Source organism: Amycolatopsis solani (assembly GCF_033441515.1).
Lineage (GTDB): Bacteria > Actinomycetota > Actinomycetes > Mycobacteriales > Pseudonocardiaceae > Amycolatopsis > Amycolatopsis solani.
This window is the reverse complement of the sequence record NZ_JAWQJT010000003.1, coordinates 241,309-266,106: the sequence shown is the minus strand read 5'-3', so window position 1 is coordinate 266,106 and position 24,798 is coordinate 241,309. Positions and strand designations below refer to the sequence as shown.

Below are 24,798 nucleotides of genomic sequence, written 5' to 3'. Positions count from 1 at the left end.
GCCCGCCACGCTCGTGTTCGACCACCCGACGCCGTCCGCCGTCGCCCGCCTGCTGCTGGCCGGGCTCTTCGGCGGCGGCGAGCGCACCGGCCCGGTCCGCCGGACCCGGGCGCGCACGGACGACCCCGTCGTCATCGTCGGCATGAGCTGCCGGTACCCGGGTGGCGTCCGCTCGCCCGAAGACCTCTGGACGATGGTCGCGAACGGCCACGACGCCGTCGGCCCGTTCCCCCGCGACCGCGGCTGGGACCTCGCGACGCTCGCCGCGGGCGCGTCGGCCACCACCTACGGCGGCTTCCTCGACGGCATCGACCGCTTCGACGCCGCTTTCTTCGGCATCTCCCCGCGCGAAGCCCTCGCGATGGACCCGCAGCAGCGGCAGGTCCTGGAAACGTCGTGGGAGGCGCTGGAGGACGCCGGGATCGATCCGCTCGGCCTGCGCGCCACCCCGACCGGCGTGTTCGTCGGCACCAACGGCCAGGACTACGCGAGCGTGCTCGCGGGCAGTGACGCCGACGTCGGGGCGCACGCCGGGCTCGGCAACGCCGCCAGCGCGGTGTCCGGCCGGGTGTCCTACGTGCTCGGTCTCGAAGGCCCGTCGATGACCGTCGACACCGCGTGTTCTTCGTCGCTGGTCGCGCTCCACCTGGCGGCGCAGGCGCTGCGGGCGGGGGAGTGCGAGCTCGCGCTCGTCGGCGGCGTGCTCGTGATGTCCAGCGCCAACTACTTCCTCGGCACCAGCCAGCAGGGCGGCCTCGCGCCGGACGGGCGCTGCAAGGCGTTCGCCGAAGCCGCCGACGGCACCGGCTGGGCCGAGGGCGTCGGGATGCTCGTCGTGGAACGGCTTTCCGACGCCCGCCGCCGCGGCCACGAAGTCCTCGCCGTGGTGCGGGGTTCCGCGGTCAACTCCGACGGCGCGTCCAACGGCATCACCGCGCCCAACGGCCCGTCGCAGCGCCGGGTCATCCGGGCCGCGCTCGCCGACGCTGGTCTATCCACTTCGGACGTCGACGTCGTCGAAGCGCACGGCACCGGGACGACCCTGGGCGACCCGATCGAAGCGCAGGCGCTGCTCGCGACCTACGGGCAGGACCGTGAAACGCCGTTGCTGCTGGGTTCGTTCAAGTCGAACATCGGCCACACCCAGGCCGCCGCCGGTGTCGGCGGGGTGATCAAGGTCGTCCAGGCGATGCGGCACGGGCTGGTGCCGCCGACCCTGCACGTCGACGCGCCGTCGTCCCATGTGGACTGGACGGCCGGCTCGATCGACCTGGTCACCGAGCCGACGCCGTGGCCCGAGGTGGCTCGCCCGCGCCGGGCCGGGGTGTCCGCGTTCGGCGTCAGCGGGACCAACGCGCACGTCGTGCTCGAACAGGCTCCCGAAGCGCCGGCTCCGGCGCCGGAACCGCCGGCCGCTGTGGTGCCGTGGGTGCTTTCGGCCCGCAGCCGGACCGCGCTGCGGGCCCAAGCCGCCCGCCTGGCCGGCGCCGGCTCACCGCTCGCCGCCACCGGGCTCGCCCTCGCCACCCGCCGGGCCGCGCTGGAGCACCGCGCGGTCGTCGTCGGCGCCGACCTCGAAGCGATGCGCTCGGCGCTGGCCGGGAACCTCGTCGAAGGCACCGCGAGCGACGGTGGCACGGCACTGCTGTGCACCGGCCAGGGTTCCCAGCGGCTCGGCATGGGCCGCGGGCTGCACGACCGCTACCCGGTGTTCCGCGACGCCTTCGACGAGGTTTGCGCCGAGTTCGGCGACGAGCTGAAGGACGTCGTCTTCGGCGACGCCGCCCGCCTGGACACGACCGGCTGGGCGCAACCGGCGATCTTCGCCGTCGAGGTCGCGCTGCTGCGGCTGCTGGAAGAGTGGGGAGTCCGGGCCGACCACCTCGCCGGGCACTCGATCGGCGAGATCGCCGCCGCGCACGCGGCCGGGGTGCTGTCGCTGGCCGACGCGTGCACGCTCGTCGCCGCCCGGGCCCGGCTCATGCAGGAACTGCCCGAGGGCGGGGCGATGTACGCCCTGCGCGCGAGTGCGGCCGACGTCGAGCCGCTGCTCGGCCCGGACGTCGCGCTCGCCGCCGTCAACGGGCCGTCGTCGGTGGTGATCGCCGGCTCCGAAGCGGCGACCCTGGCGGTCGCGGAGCGGTTCGAGAAGGCCAAGCGGCTGGCCGTCAGCCACGCTTTCCACTCGCCGCTGATGGAGCCGATGCTGGAGGACTTCGCCAAGGTCGTCGCGGGGCTCGACCTGCGGCCGCCGCGCCGGTCGCTGATCTCCGCGGTGACCGGGCAGCCGGAACACGAGCTGTTCGCGACGGCCGAGTACTGGGTGGACCACGTGCGGCGGACCGTCCGCTTCGGCGATGTCGTCGCGGACCTGGCCGGGCGCGGGGTCACCCGGTTCGTCGAGGTCGGCCCGGACGCCGTGCTGTGCGGGATGGCCGCCGAGACGGTCGATGCCACCTTCGTGCCGTTGCTGCGGGCGGGCCGCGACGAGGAGACCACGATCGTCACCGCGCTGGGCCGGCTGCACGTCGACGGCCTCGCGATCGACTGGACCCGCTTCTTCGCCGGGGCCGACGCGCGCGGCGTCCGGCTGCCGACGTACCCGTTCGACGGCGAGCGGTTCTGGCCGGAACCCGCGGCTCCCGCGGCCGAACCCGCCGACGGTTTCTGGGAGGCGCTCGAAGGCACCGACCTCCCGGCGCTCGCCGCGGAACTCGGTGCCGACGCCGACGAGCTGGCCCGGGTCCTGCCCACGCTTTCCGCGCACCGCAAGGGGTACGTCGATCGGTCCACCACGGACGGCTGGCGCTACCGCGTCGACTGGCAGCCCTTCACGGGCACGGCCGCCCCGCGCCGCGAGGACTGGCTGATCGCGGTGCCCGCCTCGCTCGACGGCGACGAGCGGATCGAGGTACTGGTCGACGTCCTGGGCGCGGACACCGTCCGGCTCGTCGTGGACGGGCCGGACCGCCCGGCGCTGGCGGAGCGGATCACGACGCTGCTCGAGACGTTCCCGAGCCCGGCGGGGGTGCTGTCGCTGCTGGCCCTGGACGAGACGACGGCCCCGGAAACGCCTTCGGTACCCGGCGGCCTCGCGACCACGGCGGCCCTGGTGCAGGCCCTCGGCGACGCCGGGGTCGACGCACCCCTGTGGTGCCTGACCACCGGCGGCGTGCGGGTCGGCCCGGGCGACGCGCCGGGCCGCCTCGCGCAGGCCGCGGTGTGGGGCCTGGGCCGGGTGGCCGCGATGGAGTACCCGGGCCGGTGGGGCGGGCTGATCGACGTACCCCCGGACTTCGAACCCCGCGCCCTGACCCGCCTGCCGGGCACCCTCGCGGCGGCGGGGGAGGAGGACCAGATCGCCCTGCGCGCCGAAGGTGCCCTGGTGCGACGGTTGGTGCCCGATCCTGCCGGTCCGCCTACCGGGCTCGGAGGCGAGGTGCCCGCCGACGGCACGGTGCTCGTCACCGGCGGTACCGGCGCCCTCGGCGGGAAACTCGCGCACTGGCTCGCCGAGTCCGGCGCCGGGCACATCGTGCTCACCAGCCGCCGCGGCCTCGACGCCCCCGGCGCGCGCGAGCTCGCCGACGAACTCACCGCCGCGGGCGCCCGGGTCACCGTCGCCGCCTGCGATGTCTCCGACCGCGACGCCCTCCGGCAGCTCATCGAGAGCCTGCCGAAGGAATTCCCCCTCCGAGGAGTCGTGCACGCGGCCGGTGTGCTCGACGACTGCGTGGTCGAGGCCGTCGATCCGAGCCGGTTCGAAACGGTGCTGCGGCCCAAAACCGCCGCCGCCGTGAACCTGCACGAACTGACCACCGGCCTCAGCCTCTTCGTGCTCTTCGCCTCCATCGCCGGCACCGTCGGCGGGCCAGGGCAGGGCAGCTACGCCGCCGCGAACGCCGTGCTCGACGCGCTCGCCGAACAGCGGGCCGCCGCCGGGCTGCCCGCCCTGTCGGTCGCCTGGGGTGCCTGGGGCGAGGTCGGCATGGCGGCCGATCCGGCCATCCAGGAACGCATGCGCCGCAGCGGGGCCGCCGCCCTCGCGCCGCGCCGGGCACTGCTGGCCCTCGGGGAAGCACTCCGCCGCGGGGACACCTCCGTCACCGTCGCCGACATCGACTGGTCCCGGTACGCGCCCGGCATGGCGCTCATGCGGACCACCCACCTCCTCGACGGCGTCCCCAGCGCCCGCGCGGCCATCGAAGCGGCCCGAAGAGCACCGGAGACCGCCGAGGAATCCCTGGCCGAGCAGCTGGCCGGGATGCCGGAACCCGAGCGCGTCAGCACGCTGTCGAAGGCGGTGCGGACGGCGGCCGCGATGATCCTCGGGCACGCCTCGGCGGACGCGATCGAGCCCGAGGCGAAGTTCGGCCTGCTCGGCTTCGACTCCCTCAGCGCCGTCGAGTTCCGCAACCTGCTGGCCCGCCGCACCGGGCTGAACCTGCCGCAGGGCCTGGTCTTCGACCACCCGACGCCGCTCGCGCTCGCGCAGTACCTGCGTGCCGAGCTGGTGCCGGCCGGGCGGCACCAGCTCGGGGCCCCGCTGGACGCCGAGCTGGCCGCCCTGGAACGGGCGATGGCGGACGGCGACCTCGACGAAACCCGCCGGGACGCCGTGTCCCGGCGGCTGCACCGCCTGCTCGACGGGCTGCGGCCGGAGCGCGCGGACGGCGAAGAAGTCTTCGCGGCTTCGGACGACGAAATGTTCGACCTGCTCGGCAAGGAGTTCGGGATCTCGTGAGCACGCAGGATGGGCGAGCGCTGATGGACAACGAAGAAAAGCTCCGGCACTTCCTCAAGCGGGTCACCGTGGAGCTGCAGGAGACACGCGCGAAGCTGCGGGAGGCCGAGACGGCCGACCAGGAACCGATCGCGATCGTCGGCCTCGGCTGCCGCTTCCCGGGTGGCGCGTCGACGCCGGAAGCGTTGTGGGACCTGCTGTCCGCCGGCCGGGACGCGATCACGGAGTTCCCGGCCGACCGAGGCTGGGACGTCGACCGGCTGCACGACCCGGACGGCGCCTCTCGCGGCACGTCTTATGTGCGCCACGGCGGTTTCCTGCACGACGCCGGCGACTTCGACCCGGCGTTCTTCGGCATCTCGCCGCGGGAAGCGCTGGTCATGGACCCGCAGCAGCGGCTCATGCTCGAAATCTCGTGGGAGGCGATCGAACGCGCGGGCATCGACCCGGCGTCGCTGCGCGGCTCGTCGACCGGGGTCTTCACCGGCACGAACTTCCAGGACTACATCCACCTCGCCGCGAGCGCGGCCGAAGGCGCCGAGGACTACCTGTCCACGGCCAACGCCTCCAGTGTCCTTTCCGGACGCGTCGCCTACGCGCTCGGCCTGGAGGGGCCCGCGATCACCGTCGACACCGCGTGTTCGGCATCGCTGGTCGCGATGCACCTGGCCGCGCACGCCCTGCGCCGCGGCGACTGTTCGCTGGCGCTGGCCGGCGGGGCGACCGTGATGGCCACCCCGACGTTGTTCATCGCCTTCAGCCGCCAGCGCGGCCTTGCCCCCGACGGCCGCTGCCGCTCGTTCGCCGAAGGCGCGGCGGGCACCGGCTGGGGTGAGGGCGCCGGCGTGCTGGTGCTGGAGAAGCTGTCCGACGCCGAGCGCAACGGCCACCGGGTCCTCGCCGTCCTGCGGGGCAGCGCGGTCAACCAGGACGGTGCCTCCAACGGGCTCACCGCCCCGAGCGGCCCGGCGCAGGAGCGCGTCATCCGCGCGGCGCTCGCGGGCGCCGGGCTGACCCCCTCCGACGTCGACGCCGTCGAGGCGCACGGCACCGGCACCACGCTCGGCGACCCGATCGAGGCCCGAGCCCTGGCCGCCACCTACGGCCGCGACCGCGACGGCGAACCGCTGTGGCTCGGCTCGGTGAAGTCGAACCTCGGGCACACCCAGGCCGCGGCCGGGGTGGCCGGGGTGCTGAAGATGGTCCTCGCGCTGCAGCACGGCGTCCTGCCGGAAACCCTGGGCGTGGACGCGCCGACGTCCGCCCTCGACTGGGACGCCAGCGGGCTCGCGCTGGTCACCGGCACCCGGCCGTGGCCGGAGACCGGGCGGCTGCGCCGGGCCGGTGTCTCGTCGTTCGGGCTGAGCGGGACCAACGCGCACGTCATCCTGGAGCAGGCTCCGGCGGTCGAGGCCGTCGTCGAGCCGTCACCGCGGGTTCCGGGCGTGTTCGCCTGGCCGGTGTCCGGGAAGAACGCCGCCGGGCTGCGCGGCCAGGCCGGCCGCTTGCTGTCCGTTGTGGACCAGTCGCCGCTGGACCTCGCCTACTCCTTGGGGGTTTCGCGGGCCGCGCTGCCGCACCGCGCGGTCGTCACCGGCTCCACTGTGGACGATCTGCGGGCCGGGCTGACCGCGCTGGCCGAGGGGAGTGGCGCGTCGGGCGTCGCCACGTCCGGCGCCGTCGCGTTCCTGTTCACCGGGCAGGGCGCGCAGCGGGCCGGGATGGGCCTCGAACTGCGCGAGGCGTTCCCGGCGTTCGCCGAGGCGTGGGACGCCGCGTGCGCCCACCTCGACCCGGCGCTCACCGACGTCGTGCGCTCGGGTGAAGGGCTCGACGAGACGAAGTACGCGCAAGCGGCGCTGTTCGCGCTGGAGGTCGCGCTCTTCCGGCTCACCGAGTCGTGGGGGCTGAAGCCGGACTACCTGCTCGGGCACTCCGTCGGCGAGCTGGCCGCGGCGCACGTCGCCGGCGTGGTCTCGCTGGCGGACGCCTGCGCGCTCGTCACCGCCCGTGGCCGGCTCATGCAGGAGCTGCCGCCCGGCGGCGCGATGCTGGCCGCCGAAATCACCGAAGCCGAAGCGCTCGAGCTGATCACCGGGCCGGAGGTCTCGCTGGCCGCGGTCAACGGGCCGGACTCGGTGGTGTTCTCCGGTGACGCGGCCGCCATCGACGCCCTCGAAACCGCGCTGGGCGACCGGCGGACCAAGCGGCTGCGCGTCAGCCACGCCTTCCACTCGGCGCGGATGGAACCGATGCTCGGCGAATTCGCCGCGGTCGCGCGCCGGATCTCCTACCGCGAGGCGGAACTGCCGGTCGTCTCGAACCGCACCGGCCGCGTCGCGGCGGCGGGCGAACTGCAGGACCCGGCGTACTGGGTGTCGCACGTGCGGGACGCCGTCCGCTTCGGCGACGGCGTGCGCTGGCTGGCCGAGCGGGACGTCACCCGGTTCGTCGAGCTGGGCCCCGACGGCGTGCTGAGCGCGATGGCGAGCGGGGCGGGCGACGACGTCAAGTGCGTGCCGCTGCTGCGGGCCGGACGGCCGGAGGAGCACACCATCACGGCGGCGGTCGGGGCGCTGCACGTCGCCGGCGTACCGGTGGACTGGGCCGGATTCCACGCGGGTACCGGCGCGCGGCTGATCGACCTCCCGACGTACGCCTTCCAGCACGAGCGCTACTGGCCGGAAGCGACCCCGCCGGGCGCGGCGGCGACCGACCCGGGCGGGCTCGGCCTGACCGCGGCCGGGCACCCGTTGCTCGGCGCGGCCACCGGACTCGCCGACGGCGAGGGCCACCTGTTCACCGGCCGGCTCTCCGCGGCGGCTACGCCGTGGCTGGCCGACCACGTCGTCATGGGCGCAATCCTGTTGCCCGGCACGGCTTTCCTGGAACTGGCGATGCGGGCGGGCGACAGCGTCGGCTGCCCGCGCGTCGCCGAGCTGACGCTGGAAGCGCCGCTCGTCCTGCCCGAGCGCGGCGGCGTGCGGGTGCAGCTGCTCGTCGGCGCCCCGGACCACACCGGGCGGCGCGCGTTCACCGTCCACTCGCGACTCGAGGACGAACCCGAGGACACGGCCTGGGAGCGCCACGCCGGGGGTGTGCTCGCTCCCGGGGCCGCGGATCCGGTGCCGCTCGCGTGGCCGCCCGCGGACGCGGAGGAAGTCGACCTCACCGGCTTCTACGACGGCCTGGCGTCGGCCGGGTTCGGCTACGGCCCGGCGTTCCAGGGCCTGGAGCGCGTCTGGCGCCGCGGCACCGAGGTGTTCGCCGAGGTGACCGCCCCGCGGAAGGCGGGCGCGACGGACGGGTACGGCCTGCACCCGGCGGTCCTCGACGCGGCGTTGCACGCCTTGGGCGCGGCGGACCGCGGCGAGGACGCCGACCGGCTGCTGCCGTTCGCGTGGTCGGGCGTGACACTGCACGCTCCGGGCGCGTCGGCGCTGCGGGTCCGGATCGACGCGGCCGACCCGGTGTCGGTGGCGATCGAGGTCACCGACACCGCGGGCGAACCGGTGGCGTCGGTGGAAGCGCTCGCGTTGCGCCCGGTCGCCGCGAGCACCGGCGCGGGGCGGAAGGCGCGTCACGAGTCGCTGTTCACCGTGGACTGGGTCCCGGTCCCGGCGAGCGTGGCGACCGGTCCGGTGGACTGGCCGGCCCTCGAACCCGCCCCGACCCCCGACGCCCGGGTCCTCGTGAGTGAAAAGGACGGTTCTAACCCTCCTCATCACTCACGACCCCCCGTGCTCTACCGGCCGGAGGTGCGCGGCGAGACTCCTGAGGGCGTCCGGGAGACCCTGCGCGAAGTCCTGCACACCGTCCAGGCCTGGCTGGAAGACGAGCGGTTCGCCGACTCGCACCTGGTCGTCGTCGCCAGTTCGACCGACCTCGCCACCGCGCCGATCTGGGGGCTCCTCGGCTCCGCGCAGGCCGAACAGCCTGGCCGCATCACCCTCGTCGACACCGGCGACGACACTCTCCTCGGCGCGGCCGTCGCGCTCGGGGAGCCGAAGGTCCTCGTCCGCGAGGGACGGCTGCACGTCCCGCGGCTTGGCCGGGCCGCCGTCGCGCCCGCGTCCGAAGGCCGCTTCGACGGCACCGTCCTCATCACCGGCGGCCTCGGCGGCCTGGGCACGCACCTCGCCCGGCACCTGGTCGCCGAGCACGGCGCCCGCCGCCTGCTCCTGCTCGGCCGCCGCGGCCCCGACACCCCGGGCGCGGCCGAGCTGATCGCCGAGCTGGGGGTCGACGCCACCGCCATCGCCTGCGACGTCACCGACCGCGACGCACTGGCCGCGGTGTTCGCCGAGCACGAGATCACCGCCGTCGTGCACACCGCCGGCGTCCTCGACGACGCCACCTTCGGCTCGCTGACCCCGGACCGGCTCGACGCCGTCCTGCGCCCCAAGGTCGACGCCGCCTGGCACCTCCACGAGCTGGCCGGACACGTCGAGACCTTCGTCCTCTTCTCGTCCGTGGCCGGGGTGTTCGGCGCCGCGGGGCAGGGCAACTACGCCGCCGGAAACGCCTACCTCGACGCCCTCGCCGCCCACCGGCACGCGCACGGCCTCCCCGCCGTCAGCCTCGCCTGGGGCGCCTGGGAAACCGGCATGGCCGGCACCCTCACCGACGCCGACCTCGACCGGATGACCCGCGCCGGGACCCCGCCGCTGACCCTCGACCAGGGACTCAGCCTGTTCGACGCCGCGCTCGGCGCCGACGACGCCCTCCTCGCCCCGGTCCGGCTCGACCTCGACACGCTGTCCGCCGCACCCGAGGTGCCGCCGCTGCTGCGCCGCCTGATCCGCGGCACCACCCGCCGCCGGGCCCGCGCCGACTCCGGCCTCACCGCCCGGCTCGCCGCGCTCGCGCCCGCCGACCGGCAGCGCGCGCTCGTCGACCTCGTGCGCACCCACGTCGTGGCCCTGCTCGGCTACAGCTCGATCGGCCAGGTCGAGCCCGGGCAGTCCTTTTCGGACCTCGGCTTCGACTCGCTGTCCGCGGTCGAGCTGCGCAACGCCGTCCAGGCCGACACCGGCCTGCGGCTGCCCGCGACGCTCGTCTTCGACTACCCGACCGTCCTCGCCCTCGCCCGCCACCTCCACGACGAACTGGTCGGCACCCTGGCAGCGGTCCAGGCCCCGGCGCGGACGACCCCGGTCGAGGCCGACCCGGTCGTCATCGTGTCCATGGGCTGCCGCTACCCGGGCGGCATCACCTCGCCCGACGAGCTGTGGGACTTCGTGCTCGGCGACGGCGACGGCGTCTCCCGCTTCCCCGGCGACCGCGGCTGGCCGGTCGACGCCCTCTACCACCCGGACCCCGACCACGCGGGCACCAGCTACACCCGCGAAGGCGGCTTCCTCGACGACGTCGCCGGGTTCGACCCCGGCTTCTTCGGCATCTCCCCGCGCGAGGCCCTCGCCATGGACCCGCAGCAGCGCCAGCTGCTCGAGACGTCGTGGGAAGCTTTGGAGCGCGCCGGGATCCGGCCGGAAACCCTGCGCGGCAGCCGCACCGGCGTCTACGCCGGGATCATGTACCACGACTACCTCGGCGCCAACGTCGAGTTCCCGGCCGACTCGCTCGGCTACCTCGGCACCGGCAACGCGGGCAGCGTGCTGTCCGGGCGCCTGTCCTACGTCTTCGGCCTGGAAGGGCCGTCGGTCACCGTCGACACGGCGTGCTCGTCCTCGCTGGTCGCGCTGCACATGGCCGCGACCGCGCTGCAGCGCGGCGAATGCGAGCTGGCACTGGCCGGCGGCGTCACCGTGATGGCGACGCCGGGGACGTTCATCGACTTCAGCCGCCAGCGCGGGCTCGCCGCCGACGGCCGGTGCAAGTCCTACGCCGATGCCGCCGACGGGGTCGGCTGGTCCGAAGGCGTCGGAGTCCTCGTCCTGGAACGGCTTTCCGACGCCCGCCGCAACGGCCACCCGGTCCTCGCGGTGGTCCGCGGCAGCGCGGTCAACTCCGACGGCGCGTCCAACGGCCTGACCGCGCCGAACGGCCCGTCGCAGCAACGCGTGATCCGGCAGGCGTTGTCGGCCGCCGGGCTGTCCACTTCGGACGTAGACGTCGTCGAAGGCCACGGCACCGGCACGACGCTCGGCGACCCGATCGAAGCGCAGGCCCTGCTGGCCACCTACGGCCAGGACCGCGACGAATTCCGGCCCCTGCTGCTCGGCTCGATCAAGTCGAACCTGGGTCACACCCAGGCCGCCGCGGGGGTCGCGGGCGTGATCAAGTCCGTGTACGCGCTGCGGTCCGGTGTCGTGCCGAAGACCCTGCACGTCGACGCGCCTTCGTCCCATGTGGACTGGACGGCGGGCGACATCGAGCTGGTCACCGCGACCCGGCCGTGGCCGGAGACCGGGCGCCCGCGCCGCGCGGCGGTCTCGTCGTTCGGCATCAGCGGCACCAACGCCCACGTCGTGCTGGAGCAGCCCCCGGCCGCCGAGCCGGAACCCGCGGCGACCGGCCGTCCGGCGCCGTGGCTGCTGTCCGCGCGCACCCCGGAAGCCCTGCGGGCGCAGGCGAGCCGGTTGCTGGCCAGCGACCCGGGCGACGTCGCCTGGTCCCTGGCCACGACGCGCACCACCTTCGAGCACCGCGCGGTCTTGACTGGCGACCCCCTGGCCGCCCTCGTCGCGCTGGCCGACGGCACCGACGCACCCGGGCTCGCGGTCGGCGAAGCGGTTTCCGGCGCCCGGACGGCGTTCCTGTTCACCGGCCAGGGCGCCCAGCGCGCCGGAGCGGGCCGTGAGCTGTACGAGCGGTTCCCGGTGTTCGCCGCCGCGCTCGACGAGGTCGGCGCGCACTTCGATTTCCCGTTGCGGGACCGGATGTTCGACGCCGGGGCGTCGCTGGAGTCCACTGACATCGCCCAGCCCGCGCTGTTCGCGATCGAGGTCGCGCTGTACCGGCTCGCGCGCTCGTGGGGCGTCACGCCGGACCTGCTGCTCGGGCATTCGATCGGCGAGCTGGCCGCGGCGCACGTCGCCGGGGTGTTCTCCCTCGCGGACGCCTGCCGGCTGGTCGCCGCGCGCGGCCGGCTGATGGCCGCGCTGCCCGCCGGCGGGGCGATGGTCGCCGTCAACGCGCCCGAAGCCGCGGTTGCGGCCGCCTTGACCGACCGGGTGTCGATCGCCGCGGTCAACGGGCCGGAGTCGGTCGTCATCTCCGGTGCCGAAGACGCCGTCACCGAGATCGCCGCCGTGTTCGCCGCGGACGGCCACCGCACCCGCCGTCTCGACGTGAGCCACGCGTTCCACTCGCCGCTGATGGACCCGATGCTCGACGAGTTCCGCGCGGTCGCCGAGACGATCGAGTACGCGCCCGCGGACCTCCCCGTGGTGTCGAACCTGACCGGCGCGGTCGCCGGGCCGGAACTGTCCACTGCGGACTACTGGGTCCGGCACGTCCGCGGCGCCGTCCGGTTCGCCGACGGCCTGACGACCCTGGTCCGGGACGGCGTCACGGCGTTCCTGGAACTCGGCCCGGCCGGCGTGCTCAGCGCGCTGGCCGCGGAAACCCTGCCGCCGGAGGCGGTCGCCGTGCCGTGCCTGCGCCGCGACCGTGACGAGGAAGGCTCGGTCGTCGACGCCCTCACCGCGCTGCACCTGCACGGCGTCGACGTCGAGTGGGCGTCCTATGTGGAGAGTGGCCGTCGGGTCGAGCTGCCGACGTACCCGTTCCAGCACGAGCGGTTCTGGCCGCGCGTGGCCCTGCTGACCGGCGGCACCGGCCTCGACGCCGTCGCCCACCCGCTGCTCGGCGGCGGCATCGAGCTGCCCGAGTCCGGGGGATTCCTCTACACCGCAAGGCTTTCCCTCGCCGCGCACCCGTGGCTCGCCGGGCACCGGATCGCCGGTTCGGTGCTGCTGCCCGGCACCGCGCTGCTGGAGCTGGCCGCCGCGGCCGGCGAGCAGGCGGGCTGCCCGGCCGTCGGCGAGCTGACCCTCGAAGCACCGCTGGTCCTGGGCGAAGAGACCGGCACGCACGTCCAGATCGCCGTCGGCGCCCCGGGTGCGGACGGCGAGCGGCCGATCTCGCTCTACTCCCGCCGGGAGGACGCCCCCGACGAGCTGTGGACCCGCCACGCCGGCGGCACGCTGCGCACCACCGGCGAGCCCGCTTCGCCGGTCACCCGGCCGGACGGCGCCGCCGAGATCGACCTAGACGGCTTCTACGACCGGTTCGCCGACCAGGGCTTCGAGTACGGCCCGGCCTTCCGGGGCCTGACCGCCGCCTGGCGCCACGGCGAGGATGTCTACGCCGAAGTCGAGCTGCCCGAGGACGAGTCCGCCGAGACGTTCGGGCTGCACCCGTCGCTGCTCGACGCGTGTCTGCACGCCACGTCGTTCAGTCCGGTCGTGCGGCCGGGTGCCTTGCCGTTCTCGTGGGAGGGCGTCACCGTGCACGCCTCGGGCGCGGGCGCGGTGCGGCTGCGCGTCTCGCCCGCCGGCGACGACGCGGTGTCCCTGCACCTGACCGACTTCGACGGCGAGCCGGTCGCAACCGTGCGTTCGCTGGTGCTGCGGCCCCAGTCCGCGGTCCCGGTGGCCGACCGCGACTCCCTGTTCCAGCTCGAGTGGACGCCGATCGCCGTCGGCGCCCCGGAAACCGCCGCGGTCTCGGTCGCCGGCGTCGACCCGCTCGGCGTGGCCGGCGTCTTCCCCGACGCCGCCCGGCTTTCCGGTCCCTTGGCCGCCGAAGACGGTGTCGTCCTGTGGCCGATCGCCGCGGACGAGCGCGCCGACGTCGTCCGGGAGACGCACGAACTGACCACGCACGTCCTGGGCATCCTGCAGGACTGGCTGGCCGGCGCGCACCCGGCCCGGCTGGTGCTGGTCACCCGGGGCGCGACGACCGGGGCCGACCTGCCCGCGGCCGCCGTCTGGGGCCTGGTCCGCACCGCGCAGGTCGAGCACCCGGGCCGCGTCGCGCTCATCGACCTCGACGGCACCGACGCGTCCCTGGCCGCCTTGCCGAACGCCCTCACGACGGGAGAACCGCAGCTCACGCTGGTGGCGGGCGAACCCCGCGCCGCCCGCCTCGCCCGCGCCGACGCGCCGCTCTCACGTGAAAGCTCCGCTTTGAAGCGCAAAGCGCCGCTTTCACGTGAAAGCGACGACCAGGGAGCCGCACTTTCACGTGAAAGTGCGGGGTGGGATCCGGACGGGACCGTGCTCATCACCGGGGGGACCGGTGGGCTCGGCGGGCTGCTGGCCCGGCACCTGGTCACCGAGCGCGGCGCCCGGCACCTGCTGCTGGTCAGCCGCCGCGGCCCGGCCGTCGAGGGCGCGGCCGAACTGGCCGCCGACCTCACCGCCGCCGGGGCGCAGGTCGACGTGCGGGCCTGCGACATCGCCGACCGCGACGCCCTGCGCGCGCTGCTCGACGACGTCTCGCCGGAGCACCCGCTGACCGCGGTCGTGCAGACCGCCGGCGTCCTCGACGACGGCGTCCTCGGCTCGCTCACGCCCGAACGGCTCGCGGCCGTGCTGCGGCCCAAGGTCGACGCGGCCTGGAACCTGCACGAGCTGACCCGCGACCTCCCGCTCGAAGCGTTCGTCTCGTTCTCCTCGGTCGCCGGCACCTTCGGCGGCGCCGGGCAGGCGAACTACGCCGCCGCCAACGCCTTCCTCGACGCGCTCGCCCGGCACCGCGAGGCCGGCGGCCTGCCCGCGCAGTCGCTCGGCTGGGGCCCGTGGGCCGCGGCGACCGGGATGACCCGGACGCTCAGCGACGCCGACTTCGAGCGGATGGCCCGGCTCGGCATGCCGGTGCTGCAGCCGGAGCAGAGCATCCGGCTGTTCGACCGCGCACTGGCCACCGACCACGCGGTGCTGCTGCCGGTCCGCCTCGACCTCCCGGTGCTGCGGACCCAGCCGGAGATCCCGCCGCTGCTGCGCGGCCTCGTCCGCGTCACCGGCCGCAAGCAGGCCGGGCGCGGGGCTGCCGGCCTGCTCCGCCGCCTCGCCGGCTTGACGTCGGAGGAGCGCTCCGAAGCGCTGTTGACGCTGGTGCGTGAGCAGGTCGCGCTGGTGCTCGGGCACGCCGACGCCACTGCCGTCCCGGCCGCGAAGACGTTCCAGGAGCTGGGTTTCGACTCGCTCACCGCGGTCGACCTGCGCAACAAGCTGACCGCCGCGTCCGGCGTCGCGCTGCCCGCCACGACGGTGTTCGACTACCCGACGGTGACCGCGCTGGCCCGCCACCTCGCCGACGTCCTGGACGACGGTGACGGCGACCGGGTCGAGGTCGCGCCGGTGACCGCCGCGGTGGCCGACGAGCCGATCGCGATCGTCGCGATGAGCTGCCGCTACCCGGGCGGCGTCACCACGCCCGAGCAGCTCTGGGAGCTGGTCACCGGCGGCACCGACGCGATCACCGAGTTCCCGGCCGACCGCGGCTGGGACGTCGACGCGCTCTACGACCCCGACCCGGACCACCCGGGCACGTCCTACACCCGCCACGGCGGCTTCCTGCACGACGCGGCCGAGTTCGACGCCGCGTTCTTCGGGATGAGCCCGCGCGAGGCCGTCGCCACCGACACCCAGCAGCGGCTGCTGCTGGAAGTCTCGTGGGAGGCGTTCGAGCGGGCCGGTCTCGACCCGCGCAGCCTGCGCGGCAGCCGGACCGGCGTGTTCGCCGGCGTGATGTACAACGACTACAACAGCCTGGTCGCGGGCGCGGACTTGGAGGCGTACCAGGGCAACGGCAGTGCCGGGAGCGTCGCTTCCGGCCGCGTCGCCTACGTGCTGGGCCTGGAAGGCCCGGCGGTCACGGTCGACACGGCGTGTTCGTCGTCGCTGGTGGCACTGCACTGGGCCGCGCAGGCGCTGCGTTCGGGGGAGTGCTCGCTGGCGCTCGCCGGCGGCGTCACGGTGATGTCGACGCCGGGGACGTTCGTCGGGTTCTCGCGCCAGCGCGGGCTTTCGCCGGACGGCCGCTGCAAGTCCTTCGGGGACAGCGCGGACGGCGTCGGCTGGTCCGAGGGTGCCGGGATGCTGCTGCTGGAAAGGCTTTCCGACGCTCAGCGCAACGGCCACCCGATCCTGGCGGTGGTCCGCGGGTCCGCGGTCAACTCCGACGGTGCGTCCAACGGCCTCACCGCCCCGAACGGACCGTCGCAGCAACGCGTGATCCGGCAGGCGCTTTCCGTCGCCGGACTGTCCACTTCGGACGTCGACGTCGTGGAAGGCCACGGCACCGGGACCACGCTGGGCGACCCGATCGAAGCGCAGGCCCTGCTCGCGACCTACGGCCAGGAGCGGGAAACGCCGCTGCTGCTCGGCTCGGTCAAGTCGAACATCGGCCACACCCAGGCCGCGGCGGGCGTCGCCGGCGTGATCAAGATGGTCGCCGCGCTGCGGCACGGCGTCGTCCCGCCGTCACTGCACGCCGGTGAGGTGTCTTCGCACGTCGACTGGGCGTCCGGGGACGTCGAAGTCGTCACCGAGAACCGGGCCTGGCCGGAGACCGGCCGCGTGCGGCGCGCGGCGGTGTCGTCGTTCGGCATCAGCGGCACCAACTCGCACACGATCATCGAACAGGCCCCCTCGGTGGCGCTCGGCGAGGCGCCTCCGGACGCCGGAGTGGTGCCGTGGCCGCTGTCGGCCACCACGGACCGCGCGCTGCGCGAGCAGGCCGCGCGGCTGAGCGGCCTCGACGTCAACCGCGTCGACGCCGGGTACACCCTCGCGACCGGCCGGGCCGCCTTCGACCACCGTGCGGTCGTGCTCTCGGAGCACCGCGCCGAGCTGGCCGCGGCCCTGGACGCACTCGCGTCCGGCGAACCGCACCCGGCCGTCGTCACCGGGCGGGTCGCCGAATCGGCGAAGCTCGCCGCGCTGTTCGCCGGTCAGGGTGCCCAGCGGCTGGGCATGGGACGGCTGCTTTACGCGCGCTATCCCGTCTTCGCGCAGGCCTGGGACGCGATCGCCGAGCAGCTGCCCGGCGAGTGGGCCGGGATCGTCTGGGGCGAGAACTCCCGCCGCCTCGCGGACACGGCCGCGGCGCAACCCGCGCTGTTCGCGCTGGAAGTGTCGTTGTACCGGCTCTTCGAGTCGTGGGGCGTGCGGCCCGACTACGTGCTCGGGCACTCGGTCGGCGAGATCGCGGCCGCGCACGTCGCCGGCGTGCTGACCCTGGCCGACGCGTGCACGCTGGTGGCGGCGCGCGCGGAGCTGATGGGTGCGCTGCCGGCCGGTGGCGCGATGGTGTCCGTGCGGGCCACCGCTGCGGAGGTCGAGCCGCTGCTGGGCGACGACGTCGCGATCGCCGCGGTCAACGGCCCGGACGCCGTTGTGCTCGCCGGTGCCGAAGAGGCGGTGCTCGCCGTTGCGGCCCGGTTCGAGAAGAGCAAGCAGCTGACCGTTTCGCACGCGTTCCACTCGCCGCTGATGGACCCGATGCTCGACGAATTCCGCGCGGTGGCCTCGGAACTGGCCTACGCGCCGCCGCGGATCCCGGTGGTCTCGACGGTCACCGGCGCGCTCGTCACGGACTTCACCGCGGACCACTGGGTGGACAACGTCCGCCGGACGGTCCGCTTCGCCGACGGCGTGACGGCGCTGCACGAGCACGGCGTGCGGGTGTTCGCCGAGTTCGGCCCGGACGGCGTCCTCTCCGCCATGACGGCAGGCACCCTGGCCGACGCGCACACGGTCCCGTTGCTGCGCAAAGAAACCCCTGAGCCGCGGGCGGTCCTGTCCGGGCTCGCCGGGCTGCACGTGGTGGGGGCCCGCGTCGACTGGGCGGCGGTGCTGCCGGGCGGCCGTCGGGTGGACCTGCCGACGTACGCCTTCCAGCGCGAGCGCTTCTGGCCCCGCGGCGGCGCGACCCCGCGCGGCGACGCGACGGCCGCGGGCCTCGGTGTCGGCGGCCACCCGATGGTCGGGGCCGTGGTGCGCCCGGCCGGATCGGGCGAGGTGCTGCTGACGAGCCGGCTGTCGGTGTCCGGGCACCCGTGGCTGCGCGGCCACGTCGTCGGCGGCGCGGTGGTGCTGCCGGGGACGGTGTTCGCGGAGCTCGCGCTGCGGGCCGGGGACGAAGCCGGGACGCCGTGCCTGGACGACCTCACCCTGGAAGCGCCGCTGGTGCTGCCCGAGCGCGGCGGGGTCCAGCTGCAGCTGCGCGTGTCCGCGCCGCGCGAGGACGGGCGCCGGACCATGACCGTCCACTCGCGACCGGAGGACGGCGACGACTCGATGTGGGTCCAGCACGCGACCGGCGTGCTCGGCCCGCAGCGTCCGCAGGGGGACGCTTTTCCGTGGCCGCCCGCCGCGGATTCCGTTGATCTGTCGGGTCACTACGAGCGTTTGGCCGACGGCGGGCTGTCCTACGACGGCACGTTCCGCGGCCTGCGGGCGGCGTGGCAGTCCGGCGACGAGGTGTACGCCGAGGTGGCGCTGCCCCCGGACGACGCGGGGGAGGCGGGTGCGTTCGGCCTGCACCCGGCGTTGTTCGACGCGTGCCTGCACGCGATCGGCCTGCTCGGCGGCGAGGCCGGATTGCCGTTCGCGTGGGAGGGCGTGCAACTCCACGCCACCGGCGCGGCTTCGGTCCGGGTACGGATTTCCCGCGCCGGGGCGGGGGTTTCGCTGACGATCGCGGACCCGTCCGGCGCGCTGGTGGCCGAGGTGGCGACACTGCGCCTGCGCCAGCCGACGGAGATCCGCGCGGTGAGCCAGGAGAACCTGTACCGGCTCACGTGGACCCCGCTGGCCGTCAAACCGAAGAACCTCACCGAAGTCGGAGTCCTCGGGGCGCCCGAGGTGCTCCCTGGTGCGGTGACCTTCACCGACCTCGAAGCCGCCGCCACCGCCGCACCGGAGCTGCTGGTCCTGCCCCTCCTCGACCCGCCCGGCAACGACCCCGCGGCCGAGGCCCTCGACCTCACCACCCGCGTCCTCGACCTCCTCCAGCGCTGGCTCGCCGACGACCGCCTCCGCGAGACCCGCCTGGCCGTCGTCACCCGCGGCGCCACCGAGGGCAACCCCGTCGCCGCGGCGGTGTGGGGCCTGGTCCGCTCCGCCCAGGCCGAACACCCGGGCCGCCTGACGCTCGTCGACCTTGACGGCACCGGCGAGCACCTCGAAGCCGCCCTCGCGGCGGACGAACCCCAGGTCGCGGTCAAGAACGGCCGGGTGCACGGCGGCCGCCTCGCCCGGGTCGCGGTCCCGCCCGAAGCGCGGGACTTCGGCGACCCGGACGGCACCGTCCTCATCACCGGCGGCACCGGTGGCCTCGGTGCGGTCTTCGCCCGGCACCTGGCCGCCGAGCACGGGATGCGGCGGCTGCTGCTCGTCAGCCGCAGCGGGGGCGACCCCGCGGAAGTCGCCACCCTCGTCGCCGAACTCGCCGCGCACGGCACCGAAGTCACCACCGCCGCGTGCGACGTCGCCGACCGGGACGCACTCGAAGCCCTGCTCGACGGGCTTGACCACCCGCTCACCGCCGTCGTGCACAGCGCCGGCGTCCTCGACGACGGCGTGCTCGGCTCGCAGACCGCCGAGAGCTTCGAACGGGTCCTGCGGCCCAAGGTCGCCGGCGCCTGGAACCTGCACGAACTGACCCGCGACCTGCGGTCCTTCGTCGTGTTCTCCTCGGTCGCCGGCACCGTCGGCACCGCGGGCCAGTCCAACTACGCCGCCGCCAACGCCTTCCTCGACGCCCTCGCCCGGCACCGCCACGCGGCCGGCCTCCCCGCCACCTCGCTCGGGTGGGGTCCGTGGGCGTCCGGCAGCGGCATGACCAGCGACCTGTCCGACGCCGACCTCGCGCGGATGGCTCGCGCGGGCACCCCGGCCATCCCCGCCGAGCTCGGCACGAGCCTGTTCGACGCCGCGCTCGCCGCGGGCGTCCCCGACGTCGCCCCCGTCCGGCTCGACCTGCCGGTGCTGCGCGCCCTCGGTGACGTCCCGCCGGTGCTGCGCGGCCTCATCCGCGTCCCGCTCAAGCGGTCCGCGGCGGGCGCCGAAGCGGCCGTCGGGCTGGTCCAGCGGTTCGGCGCGCTCGACGCCGCCGGGCGCACCCGTGCCGTCCGCGACCTGGTGATCACCCAGGTCGCGCAGGTGCTCGGACACGCCGACGGCGGCTCGATCGACGCCGGCCAGACGTTCCAGCAGCTCGGCTTCGACTCCCTGACCGCGCTCGAACTGCGCAACCGGCTCGACGGCGCGACCGGCGTCCGGCTCGGCGCCACCGCCGTGTTCGACTACCCGACCGTCGCCGCGCTGGGCGAGCACCTCCTGGAGGCGCTGCTCGGTTCCGGGGCCGTCGCCGACGAGACGCCGACGCCCGCCGCGGTGGCCGGCGACCCGATCGTCATCGTCGGGATGAGCTGCCGCTTCCCGGGCGGGGTCGCCTCGCCCGACGACCTGTGGCGGCTGCTCACCGAGGAACGCGACGCCATCACGGCGTTCCCGGCCAACCGCGGCTGGGACGTCGCCTCGCTCTACCACCCGGACCCGGACCACCCGGGCACGACCTACACCCGCGAAGGCGGCTTCCTGCACGACGCGGGCGAGTTCGACCCCGAGTTCTTCGGCATGAACCCCCGGGAGGCCCTCGCCACCGACGCTCAGCAGCGGCTGCTGCTGGAAACCGGCTGGGAGGCGGTCGAAGGCGCCGGCATCGACCCGGCGAGCCTGCGTGGCAGCCGCACCGGCGTGTTCGTCGGCGTGATGTACAACGACTACGGCCTGACGCTCAACCACCTCGCCGACACCGACGGCTACGAAAGCAACGGCAGCTCCCCGAGTGTCGCGTCGGGGCGCGTCGCCTACACGTTCGGCTTCGAAGGCCCGACGCTCACCGTCGACACGGCGTGCTCGTCGTCGCTGGTCACCCTGCACCTGGCCGCGCAGGCGCTGCGCAGCGGCGAGTGCGAGCTGGCACTGGCCGGCGGCGCGACCGTGATGGCCACGCCGGGCACCTTCATCGGCTTCAGCCGCCAGCGCGGCCTCGCCGCGGACGGGCGCTGCAAGGCGTTCTCCGACGACGCCGACGGGCTGGGCTTCGCCGAGGGCGTCGGGATGCTGGTGCTGGAGCGGCAGTCCGACGCGGTCCGCAACGGCCACGAGATCCTCGCGGTCGTCCGCGGCAGCGCGGTCAACTCCGACGGCGCGTCCAACGGCCTGACCGCGCCGAACGGCCCGTCGCAGCAACGCGTGATCCGGCAGGCACTCGCGAGCGCCGGTCTGTCCACTTCGGACATCGACGCGGTCGAGGCGCACGGCACCGGCACCGCGCTCGGCGACCCGATCGAGGCGCAGGCTCTCATCGCCACCTACGGCCGCGACCGCGAAAACGCGCTGCCGATCGGCTCGGTCAAGTCCAACATCGGGCACACCCAGGCCGCCGCCGGCGTCGCCGGGATCATCAAGATGGTGCTCGCGATGCGCCACGGCGTGCTGCCGCGGTCACTGCACGCGGAGACCCGGTCGTCCCATGTGGACTGGGACGGCAGCGGCGTCGAGGTGCTCGCGGAAGCGCGGCCGTGGCCGGAATCCGGGCGCGTGCGCCGCGCCGCGGTGTCGTCGTTCGGCATCAGCGGCACCAACGCGCACGCCGTGCTCGAAGCCGGCCCGGCGCCGGTGCCCGCGCCCGAACCCGCCGAGGCGCCGTCGATCGTGCCGTGGGTGCTGTCCGGCCGGACCGCCGGTGCCCTGCGGGGCCAGGCCGAACGGCTGCTGGCGCACCTCGCCGACCAGGACATCGCCGCCGTCGGCCGGGCGCTCGCGGGCCGGACGCCGTTCGGGCACCGGGCCGTCGTCGTCGGCGAGGACCGGGCCGGGCTCGTCGCGGCGCTCACCGCGGTGGCGGCGGGCGAAGCGGCCCCGGACGTCGTGACCGGGCGCGCGTTCGGCACCCGCAACCCGGCCTTCGTCTTCCCGGGCCAGGGTTCCCAGTGGGCCGGGATGGCTCGCGACCTCCTGGCCGCCTCGCCGGTGTTCGCGGCGAGGATGGCCGAGTGCGCCGCGGCGCTGAGCGAGTTCGTCGGCTGGTCCCTGTTCGACGTCCTCGACGACGCCGAGGCGCTCGAAGAGGTCGACATCGTCCAGCCCACGCTGTGGGCGGTGATGGTGTCGCTCGCCGCGCTGTGGCGCGAGTTCGGCGTCGAACCCGCCGCGGTCGCCGGGCACTCGCAGGGCGAGATCGCCGCCGCGTGTGTCGCGGGTGGACTGTCCCTTCAGGACGGTGCGCGAGTGGTCGCCCTGCGCAGCCGCCTGATCCGGCAGAAGCTGGCCCGCACCGGCGTGATGCTGTCGGTGGTCGCGCCCGCCGACGACGTCCGCGCGCTGGTGGGCGAAGACGTCTCGATCGCCGCGGTCAACGGTCCCAAGCTGGTCACCGTCTCCGCCGACGAGACCGCCATGGCGAAGCTGGAGAAGCGGCTTTCCGCCGCCGGCATGATGCGCTGGCGCCTGGCCGGGGTGAACTTCGCCGCGCACTCGCCGCAGGTCGAGCTCCTGGAAGCCGACCTGCTGGAACTGCTCGCGCCGGTGACCCCGCGCAGCTCGGCCGTGCCGTTCTACTCGTCGGTGACCGGCGGCCTGCTGGACACCGCGGAGCTGGACGCCCGGTACTGGTACCGCAACCTGCGCCAGACCGTGCTGTTCGGCGAGGCGGCCGACGCGATGGTGGCCGGCGGGGCGAGCGCATTCCTCGAACCCAGCCCGAACCCGGTGCTGAAGATGGCCCTCGAACAGACCATGGACCGCACCGGCGAACCGCTGGTGTTCCAGGAAACCCTGCACACCGGCGAAGGCGATTGGCGCCGGGTGGTGACCGCGGTCGCCGGGGCGCACGCCCAGGGCGTCACGATCGACTGGAACGCCTTCTACGAGCGCGCCGGCGTCACCGCGCGGGTGCCGCTGCCGACGTACGTCTTCCAACGCAAAACCTATTGGCCCGAGCCGGCGCCGCCGGCCGTCTCCGAGGGCGGCGAGAGCGCGGCCGACGCGCGGCTGTGGGGCATGGTCGCGGCGACCGACGGCGGGGCACTGGCCTCCGCGCTGGACGTCGACCGGGCCGCGCTGGACGCCGTGCTGCCCGCGCTGGCGTCGTGGCGGGAGAAGCTGCGCACCGAAGCCGCCGTCGACCGCTGGTGGTACCGCATCGACTGGACGCCGCTGAGGCCGCCGGCGGGCCACGCCGACCCGGGCCGCTGGCTGGCCGTCGTCCCCGAAGACACCGGCGACTGGGGTGGCCGGGTGCTGGGCGCGCTGCCCGGCGACGTCACCGTCCTGACCGTGACCGACCACGACCCCGCCGCGCTGGCGGCCCGGCTCGGGGAGCTGCCGGGGACGTTCGACGCCGTCGTCTCGCTGCTCGCGCTGAGCACGCGGCCGATCGACGCGGCACCGACCGCGCCGCCGGGCGTGGTGCTCACCGCGGTGCTCGTCCAGGCCCTCGCCCGGGCCGGGGTCGAGGCCAAGCTGTGGTGCCTCACCCGCGAAGCGCTGCCGGTCGAGGGTCGCCACGCGGCCGCCGACACGGTCGGCCAGGCGGCGGTCTGGGGCTTCGGCCGCACCGTCGCGCTGGAACGCGCGGCGGCCTGGGGCGGCCTGGTCGAACTGCCCGCCGAACCCGGCGAAGCCGACCTGCGGCACCTGCCGCACGTGCTGGCCGGCCTCGGCGGCGAAGACCAGATCGCCCTGCGCGACGGCCGCTTGCTGGGCCGCCGCCTGCGGCGCACCACGGCGGCGGAGACCCCGTCGGTCACCCCGGCGCTGGCCGGTCCGGGCACGGTGCTCATCACCGGTGGCACGGGCGCGCTCGGCGTCGAGACGGCCCGCTGGCTGGCCGACGCCGGCGTCCGGCGGCTGGTGCTGACCAGCCGCCGCGGCCCCGACGCGCCGGGCGCGGCGGAGCTCGTCGAGGAGCTGACCGATCGCGGCGCCGAGGTGTCGGTGGTCGCGTGCGACGTCGCCGACCGCGCCCAGCTGGCCGCGGTGCTGGCGGAGATGCCCGAGTCGGACCCGCTGCGCGGGGTCGTGCACGCCGCGGGCGTCGCCCAGGACGGCGCCGACGTCGTCGCGCTGACCCTGGACGAGGTCGAAGGCGTCCTGAGGTCCAAAGTGGAGGGTGCGCGGCACCTCGACGAGCTGGTCGGGGACCGGCCGCTGGACTTCTTCGTGCTGTACTCGTCGGTGTCGGGCATGCTCGGCAGCGGCAAGCTCAGCGCGTACGCCGCCGCGAACGCGTACCTGAACGCGCTGGCCGAGGACCGCGAACGCCGCGGGCTGCCGGGCGTGTCGATCGGCTGGGGCGTGTGGGGTGAGGCCGGCATGGCGCTGCAGGGCGACATGCTCGAGCACATGCAGCGCCACGGCCTGGTGCCCCTGGTCCCGGAAGAGGCGATGGTGGCGTTCGGCCGCGCCCTGAGCGTCCGCGGCTCGCTGCTGGCGGCGGACTTCGACTGGAACCGCTTCGCGCAGACGTTCACGCTGCCCCGCGAAAGCGCGCTGCTCAGCGAGCTGCCGGAGGTCCGCCAGGCCCTTTCGGCGGGCGACACCGAACGCGACGCGGTGGTGGCCGAGGCGACGCTGCACGAGGAGCTGGCCGGGCTGGCCCCGGCCGAGCGGCGGGACGCGCTGCTCGAGCTGGTCCGCACGGTCGCGGCCGAGCTGCTCGGCTACGGCGAACCGGGCGACATCGAGCCGTCCCAGGCGTTCCGGGAGATGGGCGTGGACTCCCTGGCCGCGGTGGAGGTCCGCAACGTCCTGGGCGAGCGCACCGGCCTGCGGCTGCCGTCGACCCTGGTGTTCGACCACCCGACCTCCCAGGCGGTGGCGGCCCACCTGCACCGCGAGCTGTTCGGCGACGAGGACGACGTCCCGGCGTCGGCGGAGGAGGCCCGCGTCCGGAAGTTCCTGGCGTCGGTGTCGTTCGACCAGCTGCGCTCGCTGGGCCTGATGGAGCTCCTGTCGGAGGCGGCGGACCGCGCGGACGAGCCCGAGGCGCCCGACGAGGACGGCGACGTGGGCGACATGGACGCGGACGACCTGGTCCGCTTCGTCCTGGGCGGCGACCAGGACTGA

The 24,798-nt window shown here is 75.0% G+C and carries 1 protein-coding gene and 1 pseudogene (1 of these 2 only partly in view); both read left to right on the top strand.

Annotated elements, in window-relative coordinates; genetic code table 11:
- Positions 1–4,744, top strand: a pseudogene (locus SD460_RS34060) (type I polyketide synthase); its annotated part reaches 3,569 nt to the left of the window's first position; the annotation flags it as partial.
- Positions 4,741–24,798, top strand: coding sequence for a type I polyketide synthase (locus SD460_RS34055; RefSeq protein ID WP_318307277.1), 20,058 nt, complete (start codon positions 4,741–4,743; stop codon positions 24,796–24,798). The pseudogene SD460_RS34060 and the gene SD460_RS34055, both read left to right, overlap by 4 nt.